The sequence below is a fragment of the Oleiharenicola sp. Vm1 genome, assembly GCF_047777955.1.
Lineage (GTDB): Bacteria > Verrucomicrobiota > Verrucomicrobiia > Opitutales > Opitutaceae > Didemnitutus.
Genome location: NZ_CP180537.1, coordinates 4,188,074 through 4,206,251, shown reverse-complemented (window position 1 = coordinate 4,206,251; position 18,178 = coordinate 4,188,074). Strand labels below are relative to the sequence as shown.

18 protein-coding genes and 1 pseudogene are annotated in these 18,178 nt (G+C 71.4%); 10 read left to right on the top strand and 9 right to left on the bottom strand.

The genetic code is table 11. From position 1 onward, the window contains the following. The first annotated feature begins 77 nt into the window (after positions 1-77). From infC to ACMYLB_RS20135, 5 genes are all read left to right on the top strand, one after another. Positions 78-752, top strand: coding sequence for a translation initiation factor IF-3 (gene infC / locus ACMYLB_RS20155; RefSeq protein ID WP_415908733.1), 675 nt, complete (start codon positions 78-80; stop codon positions 750-752). Between the two features lie 28 nt (positions 753-780). After that, on the top strand, positions 781-1,860 hold the full coding sequence (locus tag ACMYLB_RS20150; RefSeq protein WP_415908732.1) for an N-acetylmuramoyl-L-alanine amidase family protein: 1,080 nt from the start codon (positions 781-783) through the stop codon (positions 1,858-1,860). A 168-nt stretch (positions 1,861-2,028) separates the two neighbouring features. Then, on the top strand, positions 2,029-3,066 hold the full coding sequence (locus ACMYLB_RS20145; RefSeq protein ID WP_415908731.1) for a hypothetical protein: 1,038 nt from the start codon (positions 2,029-2,031) through the stop codon (positions 3,064-3,066). Then, positions 3,063-3,434, top strand: coding sequence for a fluoride efflux transporter CrcB (gene crcB / locus ACMYLB_RS20140; RefSeq protein ID WP_415908730.1), 372 nt, complete (start codon positions 3,063-3,065; stop codon positions 3,432-3,434). The genes ACMYLB_RS20145 and crcB overlap by 4 nt, the downstream gene beginning before the upstream one ends. Then, complete coding sequence (locus ACMYLB_RS20135; RefSeq protein ID WP_415908729.1) at positions 3,431-5,080, top strand: TIGR03790 family protein; 1,650 nt, start codon at positions 3,431-3,433, stop codon at positions 5,078-5,080. The genes crcB and ACMYLB_RS20135 overlap by 4 nt, the downstream gene beginning before the upstream one ends. 68 nt (positions 5,081-5,148) lie before the next feature. Here the strand turns inward: ACMYLB_RS20135 and ACMYLB_RS20130 are convergent, their stop codons facing one another. From ACMYLB_RS20130 to ACMYLB_RS20120, 3 genes are all read right to left on the bottom strand, one after another. Then, on the bottom strand, positions 5,149-5,796 hold the full coding sequence (locus tag ACMYLB_RS20130) for a ClpP family protease (protein WP_415908728.1): 648 nt from the start codon (positions 5,794-5,796) through the stop codon (positions 5,149-5,151). A gap of 63 nt (positions 5,797-5,859) precedes the next feature. Then, positions 5,860-7,272, bottom strand: a complete 1,413-nt coding sequence (locus ACMYLB_RS20125) for a trypsin-like peptidase domain-containing protein (protein ID WP_415908727.1) — start codon at positions 7,270-7,272, stop codon at positions 5,860-5,862. Then, positions 7,269-7,394, bottom strand: a complete 126-nt coding sequence (locus ACMYLB_RS20120) for a hypothetical protein (protein ID WP_415908726.1) — start codon at positions 7,392-7,394, stop codon at positions 7,269-7,271. The genes ACMYLB_RS20125 and ACMYLB_RS20120 overlap by 4 nt, the downstream gene beginning before the upstream one ends. A 68-nt stretch (positions 7,395-7,462) precedes the next feature. On the opposite strand from ACMYLB_RS20120, the pseudogene ade reads away from it, so the two are divergent. Next, positions 7,463-9,102, top strand: a pseudogene (gene ade, locus ACMYLB_RS20115) (adenine deaminase). 9 nt (positions 9,103-9,111) lie between these two features. On the opposite strand, the gene ACMYLB_RS20110 reads toward ade, so the two are convergent. Both ACMYLB_RS20110 and mddA read right to left on the bottom strand, forming a co-directional pair. Next, positions 9,112-9,702 carry a methyltransferase domain-containing protein gene (locus ACMYLB_RS20110; protein ID WP_415908725.1) on the bottom strand — a complete coding sequence of 197 codons (591 nt, stop codon included), beginning with the start codon at positions 9,700-9,702 and terminating at the stop codon, positions 9,112-9,114. Between the two features lie 132 nt (positions 9,703-9,834). Then, the gene (gene mddA / locus ACMYLB_RS20105; RefSeq protein WP_415908724.1) at positions 9,835-10,587 is read right to left on the bottom strand and encodes a methanethiol S-methyltransferase; all 753 of its coding nucleotides are present in this window, start codon (positions 10,585-10,587) and stop codon (positions 9,835-9,837) included. Between the two features lie 265 nt (positions 10,588-10,852). Between mddA and ACMYLB_RS20100 the strand changes: the two genes are divergently transcribed. The 4 genes from ACMYLB_RS20100 (at position 10,853) to ACMYLB_RS20085 (ending at position 13,508) form a co-directional block, all read left to right on the top strand. Further along, on the top strand, positions 10,853-11,353 hold the full coding sequence (locus tag ACMYLB_RS20100) for a hypothetical protein (RefSeq protein ID WP_415908723.1): 501 nt from the start codon (positions 10,853-10,855) through the stop codon (positions 11,351-11,353). A gap of 282 nt (positions 11,354-11,635) precedes the next feature. Then, on the top strand, positions 11,636-12,643 hold the full coding sequence (locus ACMYLB_RS20095; protein ID WP_415908722.1) for a sigma-54 interaction domain-containing protein: 1,008 nt from the start codon (positions 11,636-11,638) through the stop codon (positions 12,641-12,643). Between the two features lie 207 nt (positions 12,644-12,850). Next, complete coding sequence (locus tag ACMYLB_RS20090; RefSeq protein WP_415908721.1) at positions 12,851-13,054, top strand: hypothetical protein; 204 nt, start codon at positions 12,851-12,853, stop codon at positions 13,052-13,054. Between the two features lie 64 nt (positions 13,055-13,118). Further along, positions 13,119-13,508, top strand: a complete 390-nt coding sequence (locus tag ACMYLB_RS20085) for a hypothetical protein (protein ID WP_415908720.1) — start codon at positions 13,119-13,121, stop codon at positions 13,506-13,508. On the opposite strand, the gene ACMYLB_RS20080 is transcribed toward ACMYLB_RS20085, so the two are convergent. The 4 genes from ACMYLB_RS20080 to sufT all read right to left on the bottom strand — a co-directional run bounded on the left by ACMYLB_RS20080 (position 13,509) and on the right by sufT (position 18,112). Beyond that, entirely contained in the window at positions 13,509-13,664 is a 156-nt protein-coding gene (locus tag ACMYLB_RS20080) for a hypothetical protein (protein WP_415908719.1), read from the bottom strand. Beyond that, a complete protein-coding gene (locus tag ACMYLB_RS20075; protein ID WP_415911121.1) occupies positions 13,622-15,679 on the bottom strand; it encodes an alkaline phosphatase family protein in 2,058 nt (685 codons plus the stop codon). Before ACMYLB_RS20075 ends, ACMYLB_RS20080 begins: the two co-directional genes overlap by 43 nt. Before the next feature lie 191 nt (positions 15,680-15,870). After that, positions 15,871-17,475: a sulfatase-like hydrolase/transferase gene (locus ACMYLB_RS20070; RefSeq protein WP_415908718.1), complete on the bottom strand. Its 1,605-nt coding sequence runs from the start codon at positions 17,473-17,475 to the stop codon at positions 15,871-15,873. A gap of 91 nt (positions 17,476-17,566) precedes the next feature. Beyond that, complete coding sequence (gene sufT / locus ACMYLB_RS20065; RefSeq protein WP_415908717.1) at positions 17,567-18,112, bottom strand: putative Fe-S cluster assembly protein SufT; 546 nt, start codon at positions 18,110-18,112, stop codon at positions 17,567-17,569. Positions 18,113-18,178: the final 66 nt, after the last annotated feature.

Genomic DNA, 18,178 nt, shown 5'->3' with positions numbered 1-18,178 from the left:
GCTCAAAAAGGGGTTGTCATCACCCGGCTTCGCGACAACAACACGCCCCGACCTACTCGGTTCAGCAAACCTACTTAATGGCACTTCCTTCCTCCTCCGGCGGTCCCCGCCAGCCCTACAATCGCGGCGCTCCGCGCAACAACGACCCCTACGCTCACATCAAGCGTAACGCGCGCATCAAATCCCCCCAGGTGCGCGTCATTTCCCCCGAAGGCCGCCAGCTCGGCATCCTCGACACGCCGAAGGCGCTCGCCCTCGCGCAGCAGTTCAATCTCGACCTCGTCGAAGTCGCGTCCGCCGCCGTCCCCCCGGTGTGCCGCATCATGGACTTCGGCAAATACATCTACGAGGAGCAGAAGAAGCACGCCCATTCGAAGCCGGCCGGCACGAAGCTCAAGGAAATCGAGTTCACGGTCCGCATCGAGAAGCACGATTTCGAAACCAAGGTCCGCCACGCCGAGGAGTTCCTCGACGAGGGCAACAAGGTGAAGCTCCGCCTCAAGTTCCGCGGCCGCGAGATGGCCCACACCGAGATGGGCTTCGACGTCATGAACCGCGCCCTCAAGGAGCTCGAGACGATGGGCCACCCGGACGCGCCGCCGAAGCTGAACGGCAAGCAGATCAACGTCATGCTCACGCCCAACCCGGTGAACAAGCGCAAGCCGAAGTATCACGTCCGCGAATCCGCGCCGGCGCAGCCGCCGGCCGGTGCCGGCGGCGATCACGGCGCCGCCGCCGCGCCGGAAGCCTGACGCGCGCCGCCCCACGGCGCCGCCGAGCATGATCCGGGTCCTCGCCGCCGCGTTCGCGCTGCTCGCTGCGACGGCCGGCGTGTGCGCCCGGCAGACTCCCGCCCCGGTCCGCGCCGCGCCGACCCGCCCCGGCGCCGTGCTCGGGACGATCGAGTGGCCGAGCGCCCGCCTTTACGGCGACGAATACCTCGACCTCGCCGTCATCGCGAAAAAGCTCGGTCTGAAGTTCACCCTCGCCGGCAAGAAGGCGACCCTGGCCGACGCCGGCGGCCCGCGCTGCGTGTTCGAGGACGTCGAGCGCGACTTCCACCTCGACGGCATCCGCATCCATATGGGCAAGCCGGTCGTCGGCTCCGCGGGCAGCCTCTGGATCACGAAGCTCGACGCCGAGAAGACCCTCCTGCCGCTCCTGCGCCCGGCCGACCTCGCCGGCCAGCTGCCGGTCGGCCCGCCCCGCCTCATCGTGCTCGATCCCGGCCACGGCGGCACCGACCCCGGCACCGACAACCGCCGCGTCGGCATCACCGAGAAGGCCGCCGCCCTCGACGTCGCGCTGCGCGTGAAAAAGCTGCTCGAGGCCCGCGGCTACCGCGTGAAGATGACGCGCGAAGGCGACACGCGCTTCTCCAGCAACCCCCGCGTCGATCTGCCGCTGCGCGCCGACTTCGCCAACAAGGCGCTCGCCGACCTCTTCGTCAGCATCCACTTCAACAACGCCCCCGAGTCCATCCAGGGCGTCGAGACCTACACCCTCACGCCGCAGCACATGCTCTCGACCGCGGCGACGGAGCCCGACGACGACACGCCGCGCGCGCTGCCCGGCAACCGCTACGACCACGCCAACCTGCTCCTCGGCTTCGCCCTGCATCGCGCGATGGTCCGTGGCGTCGAGACGCCCGACCGCGGCTACAAGCGCGCGCGCTGGGCCGTGCTGCGCACGCTCCGCTCTCCCGGCGTGCTCGTCGAGTGCGCCTATCTCTCCAGCGACGAGGAGGCGCGCCGGGTCGCCCGGCCGGAGTTCCGCCAGCGGATCGCCGAGTCGATCGTGGCCGGCATCGACGCCTACAGCGACCAGCTCGAAAAGCTCCGGCCGGCGCCGAAAAACTGACGCGGGCCCCGCCGGTTCGTCGGCGGGTTCGGCCGGCTTCGTCGTGAGCCCGACGCCGCTGGTCGCAGCGCGTCCCGCCCGGTCGAAATCAGACTGGCCTCCCTGCCGCAGGCGCGCTGAATGGCGGGTATGTTGTCATCGTTTCGTCTTACCCTCCTGGCCGGGGCCTTGGGCGCCGCCACCCTCGCGCAGGCTTGGGACGCCGAGGGGCACCGCATCGTCAATCAGGTCGCCCTCTACGCGCTGCCGGCCGATTTCCCCGTCTTCGCCCGCGACGCCGCCGCGACCGACCGCATCCTGCACATGGCGAACGTGCCGGACCGCTGGCGCAACGTCGACCCCGCGCTCAAGCAGGTGGGCGGGAGCTGGACCGACCACTTCCTCGACCTCGAGCAGCTGCCCGATGCCGGCCTCGACCCGAAGACGGTGCCCTCACTCCGCCTCGATTTCGCGCTGATGTTCGCCGCCGGCCGCATCGCGCACGCGGAGCGGTTTGCCATGGTCGATCCGACCAAGAACGCCGGCCACACCAGCGAGTGGCCCGGCTTCGCCCCATGGGCCATCACCGAGAATTTCCACAAGCTCCGCTCCGCCTTCGGCTACCTCAAGGCCTACCAGGAAGTCGGCGGCACGCCTTCCGAGATCGCCAACGCCCAGGCCGACGTCCTCTACGCCATGGGCCTGCTCGGCCACAGCGTCGCCGACTGCGCGCAGCCGCTCCACACCACCGTGCACCACAACGGCTGGGTCGGCCCCAACCCGAACGGCTACAGCACCTGGCCGCGGATCCACACCTGGTGCGACGGCGGCTTCCTCGCCAAGGCCGGGCTCAAGGCCACCGACCTCCAGGCGCGCGTCACCGTGGCGGAGCCGATGCCGCTGCCGCAGCGCGCCGACGATCGCGATCCGCTCTTCGTGGCCGTGATGGACTACATCCTCGCGCAGCACGCGAAGGTCGAGCCGCTCTACCAGCTCGAGAAGGCCGGCCTCCTCGGCAACAAGCCCGAGCTGCCGGTCACGCCCGAGGCGCGCGCCTTCTTCGAGGGCCAGCTCCTCGCCGGCGGCCAGATGCTCGCCCGCCTCTGGGTGACGGCCTGGAAATCCGCCCCGCTCGACACCTTCCTGCGCGAGCAACTCGTCCGCCGCCAGACCAAGTCCGCGCCGGCCCCCGGGAAACCGATGCCGGTGGAAACCCCGTCGTCGTGACGCCCGCCGCGCTGCTCTGGATCGCCCTCGGCGGCGCGCTCGGCTCCGTCCTCCGCGCGCTCGCGGGCCACGCCTTCGCCGGGACGCGCTTCCCCTGGGGCACGCTGCTCATCAACGCCGCCGGCTCGCTCCTGATCGGCTGGCTGATGGCGCGCCTCGGCGCGCTCGAGCCCGCGCCGGCGGCCCGGATGCAGAGCCTGCTTGTGGTCGGCTTCTGCGGCGGCTTCACCACGTTCTCCACCTTCAGCTGGCAGACGCTGGACCAGCTGCTGCGCGGCCAGTGGCTCGCGGCGGCGCTGAACGTCCTGCTCTCGGTCGCCCTCTGCCTGCTCACCGTCTGGCTCGGCTACCGCCTCGGCCGCGCATGAACCTCCGGGGCCGCGTTGTCTGGCTGCTGCTCGCCCTGGTGGCGGTGGCGCGCGCGGCGCCGGACGACCTCGCGGCGCGCACGGTCATCCTCGTCAACTCCCGCCAGCCCGAGTCGGTGGCATTGGGCCGGTTCTACGCCGCCCAGCGCGGCATCCCGCCGACCAACCTCGTCGCCCTGCCGCTGCCGGCGGAGGAGACCATCACCTGGCGGACGTTCGTCGACTCCGTCTGGCAGCCGCTGCAGGACGAACTGCTCCGCCGCGGCTGGCTGGAGGGTTTCCTTTCCGAACAGCTCGATCCGCTCGGCCGCCGCCGCTCCGGCATCACCGGGCACAAGCTCGCCTACCTCGTCCTCTGTCGCGGCACGCCGCTGCGCATCGACCACGATCCCACGACGCTCGACGAGCGCGCCGCGGCGCGCGTGCAGAAGGAGTTCCGCACCACGGCCGCGAGCGTCGACTCCGAGCTGACGCTGCTGGCCCAGAACAATCCGCCGACCCTCGGCCCGCTGCCCAACCCGCTCTTCAACGCGCCCCGCGCGGCGGAGGTGAGCCGCGAGCTCGTGGTGAAGGTGGCGCGCCTCGACGGCCCGAGCGACGCGGCCGCACGCCACCTCGTCACCTCCGCGCTGGAGGCGGAGCGGCAGGGCCTGATCGGCCGCTACTACGTCGACCTCGGCGGGCCGCACGCCAGCGGCGACCGCTGGCTCGAGGCGACGCGCGACCAGCTGGTCGACCTCGGCTTCTTCGGCGACGTGCAGGGCGGCAGCGGCATGTTCGACGTCACCGACCGCTTCGACGCCCCCGTGCTCTACTTCGGCTGGTATGCCCTGACGGCGAACGGCCCGTTCGTGCGGCCGGAGTTCCGCTTTCCGCCCGGCGCGATCGCGCTGCACATCCACAGCGTGTCCGCCGCCTCGCTGCGCACGACGAAGGATTTCTGGTGCGGGCCGTTCCTCGCCCACGGCGTGACGGCGACGTTCGGCAACGTGTTCGAGCCTTACCTCGAGTTCACGATCCGGCCGCACCTGCTGCTGGCCGAGCTGGCGCAGGGCCGGACGCTGGGCGACGCGGCGTATTTCGCCACGCCGGCGCTGAGCTGGCAGACCGTCGTGATCGGCGACCCGCTCTACCGTCCGTTCCGGGTCTCGCTCGACGAACAGATGCAGCACCTGGCGGAGCTGCCGCCCGCGCTCGCGTGCTACGTGATCGCGCGCAAGGTCGCCGTGCTCGACCGGCTGGGGCTCGACCCGGAGGCGCGCGCCCTGCTCGCGCGCGGCATGCGCGAGCGGCCGAGCCTGCCGCTGGCGCTGACGGTGGCGCGCTACGAGATCGCGCACGGCCGCCCGGACGCAGCGGTGACGGCGCTGGGCTTCGTGCCACGGCTCCCGCCGGTGTCCGCCGCCGACTGGCCGCTGCTGAAGCACGCGGCCGAGCTGGTGGCCGCGCACGGCGCCGCGCGCGAGGCGCTGCCGTTCTTCGAATTGCTGGTGAAGTCCACCGCGCCGAATCCCGACGCCCAGCTGCACGCCCTCGGCGACGCGCGCCGGGTGGCGGAGGCGGCGGGCGACATGACCCGTGCGCTGGAGTTCGCGCGGCAGGCGGCGGGCCTGCCGCTGCCCAACGCGCCGTCGCTGCCGAAGTGAGGCGCGGCGGGGAAAGAAAAAGCCCGCCCTCGCGGGCGGGCTGAAAATGAAGGCGTGCGGCTCCGCGCTCAGATCTTGTCGACGATCTTGTCGGCGAGGCCGTAGGCGATGGCTTCCTTGGCGTTCAGGTAGTAGTCGCGGTCGCTGTCCTTGGTGATCTTCTCGATCGGCTGGCCGGAGGCCTCGGCGAGGATCTGGTTCAGCTCGGCGCGCATCTTCTCCATTTCCTGGGCCTGGATGTTGATGTCCGTCGCGGGGCCGATGAAGCGGCCGGAGATGAGCGGCTGGTGGATGAGCACGCGCGCGTGCGGGTAGAGGTAGCGGCGGCCCTTCTGCGCGGCGCTGAGCAGGATCGAACCCATCGAGGCGGCCATGCCGGTGACGATGACGTTCACCGGCGAGGTGATGAGCTTGATGGTGTCGAACACCGCCATGCCGGCCGTGATCGAGCCGCCGGGGGTGTTCATGTAGAAGTTGATCTCCTTGCCGGGCGCGACGGCCTCGAGGTAGAGGAGCTTCTCGGTGAGGTCCTTCGCCGATTCGTCGGTCACGGCGCCCCAGAGGAAGATTTTCCGCTGTTCGAGGAACTTGCGCTGGATCTGCGCGCCCACCGGGGTCGGCGTCTTGCCGACGGTCGGGTCCTCGCGGTCGTCATCGTCGTCCAGGCGCGGCGTGAGCGGGTTCGGGTAATCGCGGGTGAGATTGTGAGCGGACATGGGGTCGAAACGTGCACCGGCGGTGCCGTTTTGCGAGTCGTTTTTGGGCGGGGGAAGGCCGGCTCACTTGCCCGGTCGGGCGGTCCAGACCGCGAGCAGGTCGGGCGAGGCCTGGGCGCGGATGCCGTTGTCGTTGAGGATCTCGTCGGTGGCGGCGACGGCCTCGGCGCGCGGGAGGATGATCGCGTCCGTGCCCTCGCCGTGGAAGCGGAAGACGACGAACTCGCCGGTGGCGTCGCGCAGCAGGGCGACGAGGTGGGCGAGGTTCCGGACCGCGGTGCCGTTCACGGTGTCGACCACGCGGAGGGTGGGGTTGGAGTAGCCGCGGCCGAGCTTGTGGGCGAAGAGCGGCGAGGACACGACGACGAGCTGCTCGCCCGCGAAGGCCGGGCGCTCGTGGCGGCGGGTGATGAGCGGACTGCCGATGCGGCCGAGGACGCTGTAGAGCTGGCTCGCCTGCGGGGTGTTCACCGAGAGCAGCTCGGCGAACGGCGTGGAGAAGACGAGCGGTCCGTAGATGAAATACGCGGGGTATTCGCCCGCGAGCGAGGGGATGAGCATCGCGCGCGTGCGCGCGACGGGCAGCTCGATCTGCAGCGGGTGGCCGTCGCGCAGGATGGCGAGCGGCACGCGGCCGTTTTTCTCGAGGTGCTGGATGCGGTAGGCGAACCCGACACGGAGATTCTCGCCGAGCTTGATCATGCCCTCGTCGTCGATCGCCGCGTCGCCGATGTGCGTGATGACGTCCCAGCGCCGGAGCGGGTAGTCGGCGGCGGCGCTGTCGGGCTGGGTGACGAGGACGCCCGTGGTGCCCTTCGGGATTTTGGCGAAGGCGCGAAGCGCGGGATTTTGCAGCGGCTGGAGCTGCTCGAAGGCGGCCGGCTTGCCGTCGTATTTGCCGTCGGCGATGTCGGCGAGGAAGAGATCGATCTCCTCGTTGGGGATGATGTAGCCGATGTTGTCGCCGCCGCCGAGCCGGCTGAACGCGAGGCCGATCATCTGGTCGCCGCTGAGCGCGGGGCCGCCGCTGTTGCCGGGATTGATCGCGGCGTCGATCTGGATGCGGAGGCCGGAGACGGGAAAGTTGTAGTTGGTGAAGTCGACGCGCGACACGATGCCCTTCGTGATCGAGAGGCCGGTGCCGCCGGTGGGGAAGCCGTAGGCCATGACCGGGTCCTTCACCGCGGGCAGCTGCTTGGCGCGCGGCAGCGCCGGGCGCGTGTCGAAGAACGACTCGTCGTCGAGCTTCAGCACCGCGAGGTCGATGCCGGGGGCGATCGCCTCGACCCGCGCCGGGATCTTCTCGCCCGACTGGTTGCCCTGCACCTGGACCTGGCTGGCGTAGAGGACGACGTGGGCGTTGGTCAGGATGCGCTTGCCCTCGATGACGACGCCCGAGCCGGAGGCCTCGCGCGGCGAGCTCTTGGTCCACGGCCGGGCCAGGTCGGGGCCGCGCACGGTGGAGAACACCTTCACGATCGAATTCTCGATCGCCGGGGCGCCGGTCGCCGGCGCGGCGGGCTGGGGGCGTCCGCGCGCGCGGCGAGGACGAAGCAGGACGAGAGCAGGGCGAGGCGGGCGAGCAGGGTGAGGCGCATGGGGGAACGGATCGCTGGGGCGCGAAAAGCGGATTGGCCCGACCCGCTCGTCGCCCCAATCTGGGGCGGTGAACAGCGGCAAACTTGACGGCCAGATCGTGGATTTGCACGCCCGAACCTGCTACGCAGGCCGGGTCGAGTGGCGCGACGGACGCATTTTCCGTGTCATCCGCGACGACACCGTGCGCGCGACGCGGCTGATCCTGCCCGGCTTCGTCGACGCCCACATCCACATCGAGAGCTCGCTGTTGCCGCCCTCGGAGTTCGCGCGGCTCGCCGTGGTGCACGGCACGGTGGCGACGATCTCCGACCCGCACGAGATCGCCAACGTCCTCGGCGCCGCCGGCGTCGACTACATGATCCGCGACGGTGCGCGCACGCCGCTGAAATTCCACTTCGGCGCGCCCTCGTGCGTGCCGGCCACGATCTTCGAGACCGCCGGCGCGGCGCTGGACGCGAAGGCGGTGGCGCGGCTGCTGCGGCGCCGCGACGTCCACTACCTCGCCGAGGTGATGAACTTCCCCGGCGTGCTCGCCGGCGACCCCGCGCTGCACGCGATGATCGCGACGGCGCGGAAACTTGGCAAACCGGTCGACGGTCACGCGCCCGGCCTCCGCGGCGCCCCGGCGCGCGCCTACGCCGCCGCCGGCCCGTCGACCGACCACGAGTGCTTCACGCTCGAGGAGGCGCAGGACAAGCTCGCCGCGGGGATGAAGATCCTCATCCGCGAGGGCTCGGCGGCGCGGAACTTCGCCGCCCTGGCGCCGCTGCTGCGGACGCACGCCGCGCGGGTGATGCTGTGCTGCGACGACCTGCACCCGGACCTGCTCGTGCAGCACCACCTCGACGCGCACGTCCGCCGCGCGCTCGCGACCGGCGCGGATCGCTTCGACGTCCTGCGCGCCGCCAGCGTCAACCCGGTCGAGCACTACCGGATGGACGTCGGCCTGCTGCGCGAGGGCGATCCGGCGGACTTCATCGTCGTCGACGGCTGGAAGAACTTCCGCGTCGAGCGCACCTACATCGCCGGCGCGCTGGTGGCGGCCAACGGCCGCTCGCGGCTCAAGCGTCTCCGCGCGCGGACGCCGAATCGCTTCCGCGCCCGCCCGCGCACGGCGGCGGATTTCGCGGTGCGGCCGACGGGCGGCGCGAAGCTGAACGTGATCGAGGCGCTCAACGGCCAGCTCATCACGCGCCGGTTGCGCGAGGAGCCGACGGTGCGCGAGCGGGCGTTCGTCGCCGACCCGAAGCGCGACCTGCTGAAGATCGCGGTCGTCAACCGCTACGCGCCGCGCGCGCCGGTCGCGGTGGGCTTCATCCGCGGCTTCGGCCTGAAGGCCGGCGCGCTGGCCTCCTCGGTCGCGCACGACTCGCACAACATCGTGGCCGTCGGCGCGGATGACGCGGCGCTGGCCCGCGCGGTGAACGCCGTGATCAAGCACCGCGGCGGCCTGGGCCTCGTCGGCCGCGACGGTCGTGCGACCGTGCTGCCGCTGCCGATCGCGGGGCTGATGTCGGATCGCGACGGCCGCTGGGTGGCGGCGCGCTACACCGCGCTCGACCGGGGGCCAAGAAGCTCGGCTCCAAGCTCGACGCGCCGTTCATGACGCTTTCGTTCATGGCCCTGCTCGTGATCCCCGATCTGAAGCTGAGCGACCGCGGCCTGTTCTCCGCCGCACAGTGGGGTTTCGTGCCGCTGAACCAGTGAGGCGGGCGGTCAGCTGACGCGGCGGTATTCGCGCCAGCGCTCGTTGTCGCCGAAGAGCGGGAACGGTTCCGCGGCCGGCTGGTCCTGCACCTGCTGGAGGTGCGGCGGGAACAGCTGCGCTTCGTCCGCCGCGTGGAGGGCATAGGGCGGACCGTCCATTTCCTCGCCGAGGTAGAACAGCCCGATCAGCGCGCCGCCCGGCGCCAGCAGCTGCCGCATGCGCGCGGCGTAGGGCGCGCGCAGATCCGGCGGCAGCGCGCAGAGGAACGTGCGCTCGTAGATGACGTCGAACGGCGCCGCCGCGAAATCGTGGGTGAAAAAATCGCCGAGCAGCACGCGCTCGCCCAGCCGCGGCCCGAGATTGGCGCGGGCGCGCTCGACGGCGGCGGGGGCGAAGTCGATCGCGGTGACGTCGTAGCCGGCGGCGTGGAAGGCCGCAATCTCGTGGCCGGACCCGCAGCCCGGGACGAGCGCGCGCCCGCCGTTCGGCCGCGCCGCGAGATAGTGCCGGAGCTGCGGCGGGACGCCGCCGTAGTCCCACGGCGTCTTGCCGGCGGCATAGCGTTCATCCCAGAACTCCGGGCGCGACGGGTGGCTCATGGCAAAGAAAGAACCGCACCACGCGGGTGCGGTTCCAAGAGAAATCTCGGCGCACTGCCCAGTGCGCCCGGCGGGAACGGGTCCCGCCGCGCCGCCCGGGCGGGCACACACGCCCGGCCCGAGGGCGGAAAGTCAGTTCGCCTCGTCGCGGCGCAGGCGCGGGACGAGCATCGGCGTGCGGCGGCGGTAGTCGTGATATTCCGGATGCGCGTCGGCGAGGTCGCGCTCCTCGAACTGGATCGCGACGAGGATGTAGGCTGTCGTCATCACCGCGAAGAAGAGGTGCGCCAGCGTCATCTGCGGCGTGCTCCAGAAGGTGACCAGCCAGCCGACGTAGAGCGGGTGGCGCACGAGGCGATACGGTCCGGGCGTGACGAACTTCAGGCCGGTGTAGTCGCGCCCGCGGAAAAAGAGCCAGACCTGGCGCAGGCCGAAGAGGTCGAAGTGGTGGATGAGGAAGGTCGTGCCGAGGACGATGAGCCAGCCGGCGCCGTAGCCGACCTGGAGCAGCAGGCGCGCCGCCGGCTGCTCGACCGACCAGACGCCGCCGCCCATCGGCTGCCAGAAGCGGAAGAGCGCGATCAGCGCCAGCGACGACGCCAGCACGTAGGTCGAGCGCTCGGCGGCGACCGGGAGGATGCGGGCGAGGGCGCGCTTGAAGAACGGCCGCGCCATCACGCTGTGCTGCACGGCGAAGAGCGTGAGCAGCAGCCCGTTCACGAGCAGCGCGTCGGCCAGCGGCACGACCGGTGCGCCGTCGATCGTCTTCGGCACGCCGAAATTGCCGATGAAGCCGACGGCGTAGAGAAAGGTGACGAAGAATACGGCGTAGCTGAGGAGGCCGTAGACGAGCACGGCGAAGCGGGTGGGAAGGGACGAAGGCATGGGAATGGTTAGGTGACGGGCGCCGAGAGGAACAGCGCGTGGCGCCACCGCAAGCGCGCGCGCCTTCGCCCATCGCCGCAGGGAATGAACCTCACCAAGTTGCTGGCCCGATTCGCCGCGAAAACGCCACGCGCGCCGCTCGCGCCACCGATGTCCGCGCTCAAGTCGCGCGCGGCCTGTGCCGATGAGACGGGTGGCCGCTTAGTCCCCTCAACCCCACGTTGTCCATGTCCACGAAGCCCCTTGTCGTCTGGCTGGCCTTGGCGTGCGCCGTCACGGCGGCGCCGGGCGCCGAGAAAACCAACTCCGCGTCGAATCCAGCCGCGCGCTGCGGCTGGCCATCGTCGATGCCGACCGCCGCGCCGCGGGGCACGATGCCCTGCACACCGCGTTCGCGGAGGCACTGGCCTTCGAGCTCGGCCGGCGCTGCCAAGAACCGGTGCCGGTGAAGCCCCAGGCTCCCGATGCCGACCGCGCGGCGTGGGGACTGGCGAACGGCAGCTTCGACGTCGGCCTCGTCGTCGGCTCGGGCCTGCCGCGCGCGATGATCAACTCCGACTTCGAAGTGCTCAAGGCGACGCAGACCGCCGGCAAGGGCCGGTTCGCGCTCTATTTCATCATCCGCAAGGAGGACGCCGGGCTCGCCGCGATGCTGACGGCGGCGTTCCCGGAGGCGCTCAAGGGCCAGTTCTTCCTCCGCGCCGTCGCGAAGGCGAACGGCCAGGAGCTGCCCGAGGAGTGGCAGGTCGCCGTCGCGGCGAAGTGACGCGCGTGTCCTCCCGTCCGCCGCGGCGCGGCGGAAATTAGCCGGCGCACCGACCCGGATGAGCTTTGGTGCAATTTTTGCCGTGGCGCGTGGCGGCGCCCACGGCGCGCGGCAAAGGCGGGCTTACTCGTGGGGCGCTGCGGGCTTGGAGCATTGCTCATCGGGCCCATCAGCCGGCCTGACACTGCTCAACGTCGCCCGCGGCGCGGCGGCGGCAGCAGCGTCGCGCCGAATACACGGCGGGCGCTTGCGCGCGCGGCGCGGCGGGCGCATTGCGGGGTCATGGCGCACGAATTCGAAGCGGCGGTGGAAACGGCTCCGCGCGAGAACGGCGAGGGCGCGCTGTTGATCGGCGAGAGCGAGGCGATGCGGCGCCTGCGGCGCGCGGCGGAGGAGGTGGCGCGCAGCGACGTGACGGTGCTGATCGAGGGCGAGAGCGGCACGGGCAAGGAGCTCGTGGCGCGGCTCATCCACGAGCGCAGTGCGCGGGCGGCGCAGCCGTTCATCTTCGTCAACTGCGCGGCGCTGCCGGAGCAGCTGGTGGAGGCGGAGCTGTTCGGCCACCGCAAGGGCGCGTTCACCGACGCGCGCGCCGACAAGCCCGGGCGCTTCCAGCTCGCGAACGGCGGCACGCTGTTCCTCGACGAGATCGGCGACCTCTCGCCCAAGGGGCAGGGCGACCTGCTGCGCGTGCTGGAGGACGGCGCGTTCCGCATGGTCGGCGGCACGGAGCTCGTGCGCGTCGACGTGCGCGTGGTCGCGGCGACGAACAAGAACCTGCTCGACGCGGTGGCGGCGGGCCGGTTTCGCGAGGACCTCTACTATCGCCTGCACGTGATCCCGATCGCGGTGCCACCGCTGCGCGAGCGCGCGGACGACGTGCCGCTGCTGATCGAGGCCTTCCTCGTGCGCTTCTGCGCCAAGCACCGCCGGCGGCCGAAGCGGCTGGCGCCGGAGGCGATGCGGCTCTGCCAGCGTTTCCCCTGGCCGGGCAACATCCGGCAGCTGCGCAACGTCGTGGAGCGGCTCGTCGTGACCTCGTCGGGCAACGTCATCGGCGTGGACGAGCTGCCCGACGACATCCGCGCGCAGGACGGCGCCGCGGCGAGCGTCGCGATCCGCCCGGGCATGACGATCGAGGAGGCGGAGAAGCTGCTCATCGCGCAGACGATCAAGCACGCCACGGCGAACCGCGCCGCGGCGGCGCGGCTGCTCGGCATCAGCCGGCGCGCGCTGCAATACAAGTTGAAGCGCTACGGCCTGCTCGAGCGCCCGCCGGGCGCGGTCTGAAAATTGCACCGCGCGGGCCGGCGCGGTGCAGAGATTGCACGGAACCGCCCCCGCGCGAACGCGGGCGCGAGTGGGGTGAGGCAGGCGATTCCCGCGGCAAGTCGTTTGCCTGCGTGCGGAAGTGACGCCGTCCGGTCCGGCGGCACGAGCGCTGCGATAGGGAAAGTGCGTCCGCATCGGGCGCATCAACCTTCAACTTCATTCCTCATGAATCCCGAGACTATTCCTGTCACGAACCCGCCGGCGCCCGTCGCCGCCCAGCCGGCTCCCGTGCCCGCCGTCGTGTCGGTCGCCCCGACCGCCTCCGCTCCGTCCGTCGCGCCCCAGCCCGTCGTCACCGCCGCGGTGAAACCCGCCGCGCCGCGTCCGGGCAAGAAGCAGCGCGCGTCGAAGCACGCGCCGGCCCTTTGACCTGACTCCACACGGGCGGCCCGGACGACGGGCCGCCCTTTCTTTTCCCTGTCCCCTTCATGTCATGAATGCCTGCATCCCTCTCCTTCAGGAACTCCAACAGATCGAAAGCCGGTCCGGCGACGTGGCCGGCGAACGACAGCAGCGCGCGGCGGAATTGCGCGCCCAGATCCCGCCGCCCGTGCTCGCGCACTACAACCGGCTCGTCGTGAACCGGGTGAAGCCGATCGCCGAGGTGCGCCACGGCGTGTGCGGCGGCTGCCACCTCAAGCTCGCGGCCTGGGTGCGCCAGGCCGCCGCCAGCGACGACCTGCACCTGTGCGAAAACTGCGGCGCCTACCTGATCTTCCCGCCCGAGGATCCCGCGCCGGCGCCCGTCCCCGCGCGTGTCACGCGCCGGCGCGCGGCGCGGCTCGATCTCATCCGGGCGGCGGCCGGAGCCGCTGCGTCCTGATCAATCGTCGTCCTCCTCCGCCGTCCCGCGTGGCGGCGGGCGGACGAAGGCGGCGCGGACCGGCGAGGGCATCGGGGAGCCGGCGCCCTTGACCGAGCGCCAGACGATCTCGTTCAACACGAGGTCGTCGGCGCGATCGGCCTCGCGCAGGTCCATCTGCGCGGACTGGCGCGCCCCCACGCCGCGGCGGTGTTGCGGGCGGTGCGGTCGACCCGCGGCGTGCGCGCCACGAAGCCGGCCAGGTCGGGCTGCGCCTGGAAAACGCCGAAGAGCGGCGTGGCCGCGGCGTCGAACTGCGACATTGGCTCGAGGCCGAGGATGAGCTCGATCGTGCGCAGCATGCTCGTGGTCGAGTAGAGGGAGGAGTCGATGTGCCGCCGGCGGGTGTAGGGGCTGATGACGAAGGCGGGGCTGCGGTGCGCGTCGACGTGATCGGGGCCGTTCTGGGCGTCGTCCTCGAGGATGCAGATCGCGGTGGAGGGCCAGAAGCGCGACTGGGTGACCGCCTCGACGATCTGGCCGAGGGCGAGGTCGTTGTCGGCCACCAGGGCGGTGGGCGTCCGCGCGCCGGCGCGGGCGCCGGCCGTGTGATCGTTGCCGAGGCGGATGACCTGGAGGCGCGGCATGGCGCCCTCCTGCTCGAAGCGCCGGAGCTCGGCGATGAAGCGCGCGGCGCGCTTCACGTCGGGATAGTCGAGGTCGAAGCCGTGGAACTGGGGATCGATGTGGTCGCGCAGCACCGGGATCGACGGCAGGGCGGTGCCGGGCTTGCCCCGGATTTCCCGGACGAACTCGCCGTAACTGCGGTAGGTGACGCCGGCGCGCGCGGCGGCGTCCCAGAGGTAGCCGCGCGCGGGCCGCGTGATGTCGTAGGCGGCCTCGCCGGGGTAGTCGTATTTCCGGCGCGCGTTGTGGCCGTAGTTCAGCGGCCAGCTTTTCTCGACGAAGTCGCTGGCGTAGGCGCCCAGGGTCCACTCGTGGCCGTCGGCGCTGACCTCGCCGTCGACATAGAAATTGTCGAGCAGCGTGAATTCGCGGGCGAGGGCGTGGGCGTTGGGCGTGACGTCCTCGGGGAAGAGGCAGAGCTCGCGCGCGCCGTTGCCGATCTCGAGATCGCCCAGGATCTGGTCGTAGGTGCGGTTCTCGCGGACGATGTAGATGACGTGCCGGAGCGGCGACGGCTCGCCGAGGCGGGCGGGGATCGGCGAATCGGCGGGGCGCTCGCGCTGCGGGCGCAGGGCGGGGGAGAGCGGTGAGCAGGCGAGGGCGTCGCGCGTCCAGGCGGCGAGTTGCGCGGGGCGCTCGGCCGCGGCGGGCCAGTCGATGAGGCTGAGGGTGCCGCGGAAGAGCGCGGCGATGTAGGCCTGGAGCCGGCGCGGACGCGGGTCGCCGGGGAAGGGACCGCCGGGATTCGGCGCGGAGGCGACGCCCTTGCCGTTGGCGACGAGCAGCGCGCGGCCGTCGGGGGCCACGCGCACGGCGGTGGGATACCAGCCCACGGGGATGAAGCCGAGCGAGCGGGCGGCGGCGCGGTCGGAGACGTCGAAGACGGCGAGCGCGTTGGTGTTGGCGTTGGCGACGAAGAGGGTGCGGCCGTCGGGCGTGAGCGCGAGGCTGTTGGGCGTGGCGCCCGGCGGCGCGTCGGGGGCGAAGGCGGCGGAGAGCTGCTCGAGCACGCGGCCGTCCTGCGCATCGAGCACGCTCACGGTGTTGAGGTTGGCCTCGGCGACGAAGAGGCGGCCGTCGCGCGCCAGGAGCATCTCGTTCGGGTGGGCGCCGACGGGCCAGCGCGCGAGGGTGCGGCCGCTCGCGGCGTCGAGGACGGCGACGGCGGACTGCGCCCAGAGGCTGACGAAAACGCGGCCGTGTTTCTCGTCCGGCACGAGGGCGTAGGGGAAGGCGGCGTCGGTGGACGCGACCATCTTCCAGCGGCGCCCCTCGGGGTCGGTGCCGGAGTTGGGCGGCGCGGCGGCGAGGGTGTTGCTCCAGAGCAGGCGGCCGTCGGCGAGCGCGAGTTTCTTCACCGCCTGGCCCCAGCCTTCGGCGACGTAGAGGGCGGCTCCGTCGGCGCTCGGGGCGAGGCCGATGGGCACGCCGGTCTCGCCGGCGCGGCGGACGCGCAGCTCGCGGGCCGCGGAGAGGAGGCCCGAGGCGAAGGCGAGCTCGTGCACGACCTCCAGGCTCGCGCCGCTGGCGTAAAGGCGCCGGCCGTCGGGCGACCAGGCGAGGCCGTAGAACGCCTCGGCGAGCGGGAAGCTCGAGAGCGGCTGTCCCGAGGGCAGCTCGAGGATGCGGATCTCGTGTCGCGAGTAGCCGCAGTGCAGCGCGGCGACGTAGCGCCCGCTGGGATGGACGGCGAGATTCACGGGGAAGTCGCCGAGCGGGACCTGGCGGCCCGCGGGACGGAGCGACCACTGGTTGGGCAGGAGCACGGAACCGTCGTGCTGGAGGCCGGGAAGGAGGGCGGGTGGGGTTGCGCCGACGGGGGCGCCGGCGCCCAGGACCGCGGCGAGCAGCATGGCGCGCAGGAGAGGGGAGTCACGGCCGTGCAAGCTGCCGGGGAGGCCCGGGCTCGCCAACGGCGGATTTTCTCACCGCGGCGCGGGCCAGAGCGCGGAGGGCTGGTGGGCTTGGTCCAGCCAGGCGCGGGCGCGCTCCACCTCGGCGGGATGGGCGGCGGCGACGTCCTTCTCCTCCGCGCGGTCAGTGGCGAGGTCGTAGAGCTCGATGGGGCCGGTGCCCAGGGGCTGCGCACGGCTTTCCAGTCGCCGAAGCGAACGGCCTGGGCGGAGCGCCCCTCGTAGAACTCCCAGTAGAGAAACTCGTGCGGCGGTTGCGCCGCGGCGCGGCCGAGCAGGGTGGGGGCGAAGCTGAGGCTGTCGAGGTGCGCCGGCGGTGACGCGCCGGCCAGTTCGGCCAGCGTCGCCATCACGTCGCCCAGGTAGCCGACGAAGTCGCTGGATTGCCCGGCGCCGATGTGGCCGGGCCAGCGCACGACGAAGGGCACGCGGATCCCGCCCTCGTAGAGGTCGCGTTTGTAGCCGCGGAGGGAGCCCCGCGAGTTGAAGAAGTCGGCGTCATGGCCGCCTTCGCGATGCGGACCGTTATCCGAGGTGAGGATGACGATGGTGTTGTCATCGAGGCCGGCGGCCTTCAGCTGGCTGAGCACGCGGCCGACGTCGCGATCGAGCCGCGCGACCATGGCGGCGAAGCCCTTTTCCGGGCCGGGCCAGGCGGTCCGGGCGAACGCGCCGAGGTCCGGGACCTCCATGCCGTCGGGCGACTTCTCGTTGTTGGCGTGGGGCAGCGTGAACGCGAGATAGAGGAAAAACGGCCGGGCGGAGGTCTGGCGGGCGAGCGTGGTCAGCGCCGCGTCGGCGATCAGGTCATGGCTGTAGTCCAGGCGGGTGGCGGCGACGCCCTGGCCGTAGCGTCCCTCCTGGGGCACCACGTTGCGCAGCGGGACGCGTTGCTCGTCGCGCACGAGGAAGCTCGGGTAGTAATTGTGCGCGTGCGTCTGGTCGAGGTAGCCGAAGAAGGCGTCGAAGCCTTTTTTCCGCGGGGGCGCGGCGCTGTTCTCACTTCCCAGTCCCCACTTGCCGTAGAGGGCGGTGAAATAGCCGGCGGACTTCAGCACCTGGGCGAGGGTGATGTCCTCGGGGCGGAGATCGACCTTGGCGTTGCCGCGGATCTGCGTGTGGCCGGTGTGCTGGCCGGTCATGAGCACGTTGCGGGAGGGGGCGCACACGGGCGCGCCTGCGTAGAACTGGGTGAAGCGCATCCCCTCGCGGGCGAGGCGGTCGATGTGGGGCGTCGGGATTTGCGTCTGGCCGTAGCAGCCGAGGTCGCCGTAGCCGAGGTCGTCAGCGAGGATCAGGACGATGTTGGGCCGACGCGTCGCGGCGACGGCGGCGGTCAGGGTGCATCCGGCGAGCGCGAGCAGCAGCAGACGGGGGTATCGGCGCATGCCCGCAGACTTGGGCGGCCGCGCGCAGGTGAAAACAAAAACGCGTCCGGATCGTCCGGACGCGTCGGGTGGATGGCGGGGAGCGGGAGGCTCAGATGAGGCCGAGCTTCATCTTCCCCTCCTCGGAGATCATGCTCTGGTTCCAGGGCGGCTCCCAGGTGATGCGGACGTCGGCGGCGGCGACGCCGGGGACGAGGAGAATCTTGCTCTTGGCGTCCTCGGCGATGACCGGGCCCATGCCGCAGCCGGGCGCGGTGAGCGTCATCTGCACGTCGACGCGGTGGCCGCCGTCGTCCTGTTTCGAGACCTCCATCGAGTAGATGAGGCCGAGGTCGACGATGTTGACCGGGATCTCCGGGTCGTAGACCTGGCGGAGCTGCTGCCAGATCGCCTCGGAGTCGGGCGCGCCGTCGGCGGAGGCGGCGGTGGCGACGCTGGCGGCTTTGACTTGCTCGCCCAAGGCGTCGGCATCGGCGCCGTTGATGCGGAAGAGGCCGTAGCCGGTCTGCACCGTGTAGCTGCCGCCGAGAACCTGGTGGATGAGGACGGTCTCGCCGGCGGGCAGGGTCTGCTTGTCGCCGGACGGGATCTGGTGCGCGACGACGTCGCGGGAGAGGGTGCGTTCGCGGTTGGTCATGAGGTGGGAACCACTAATGGACACTGATGAACACTAATTTTGGCCCACGGAACACACGGAATACAC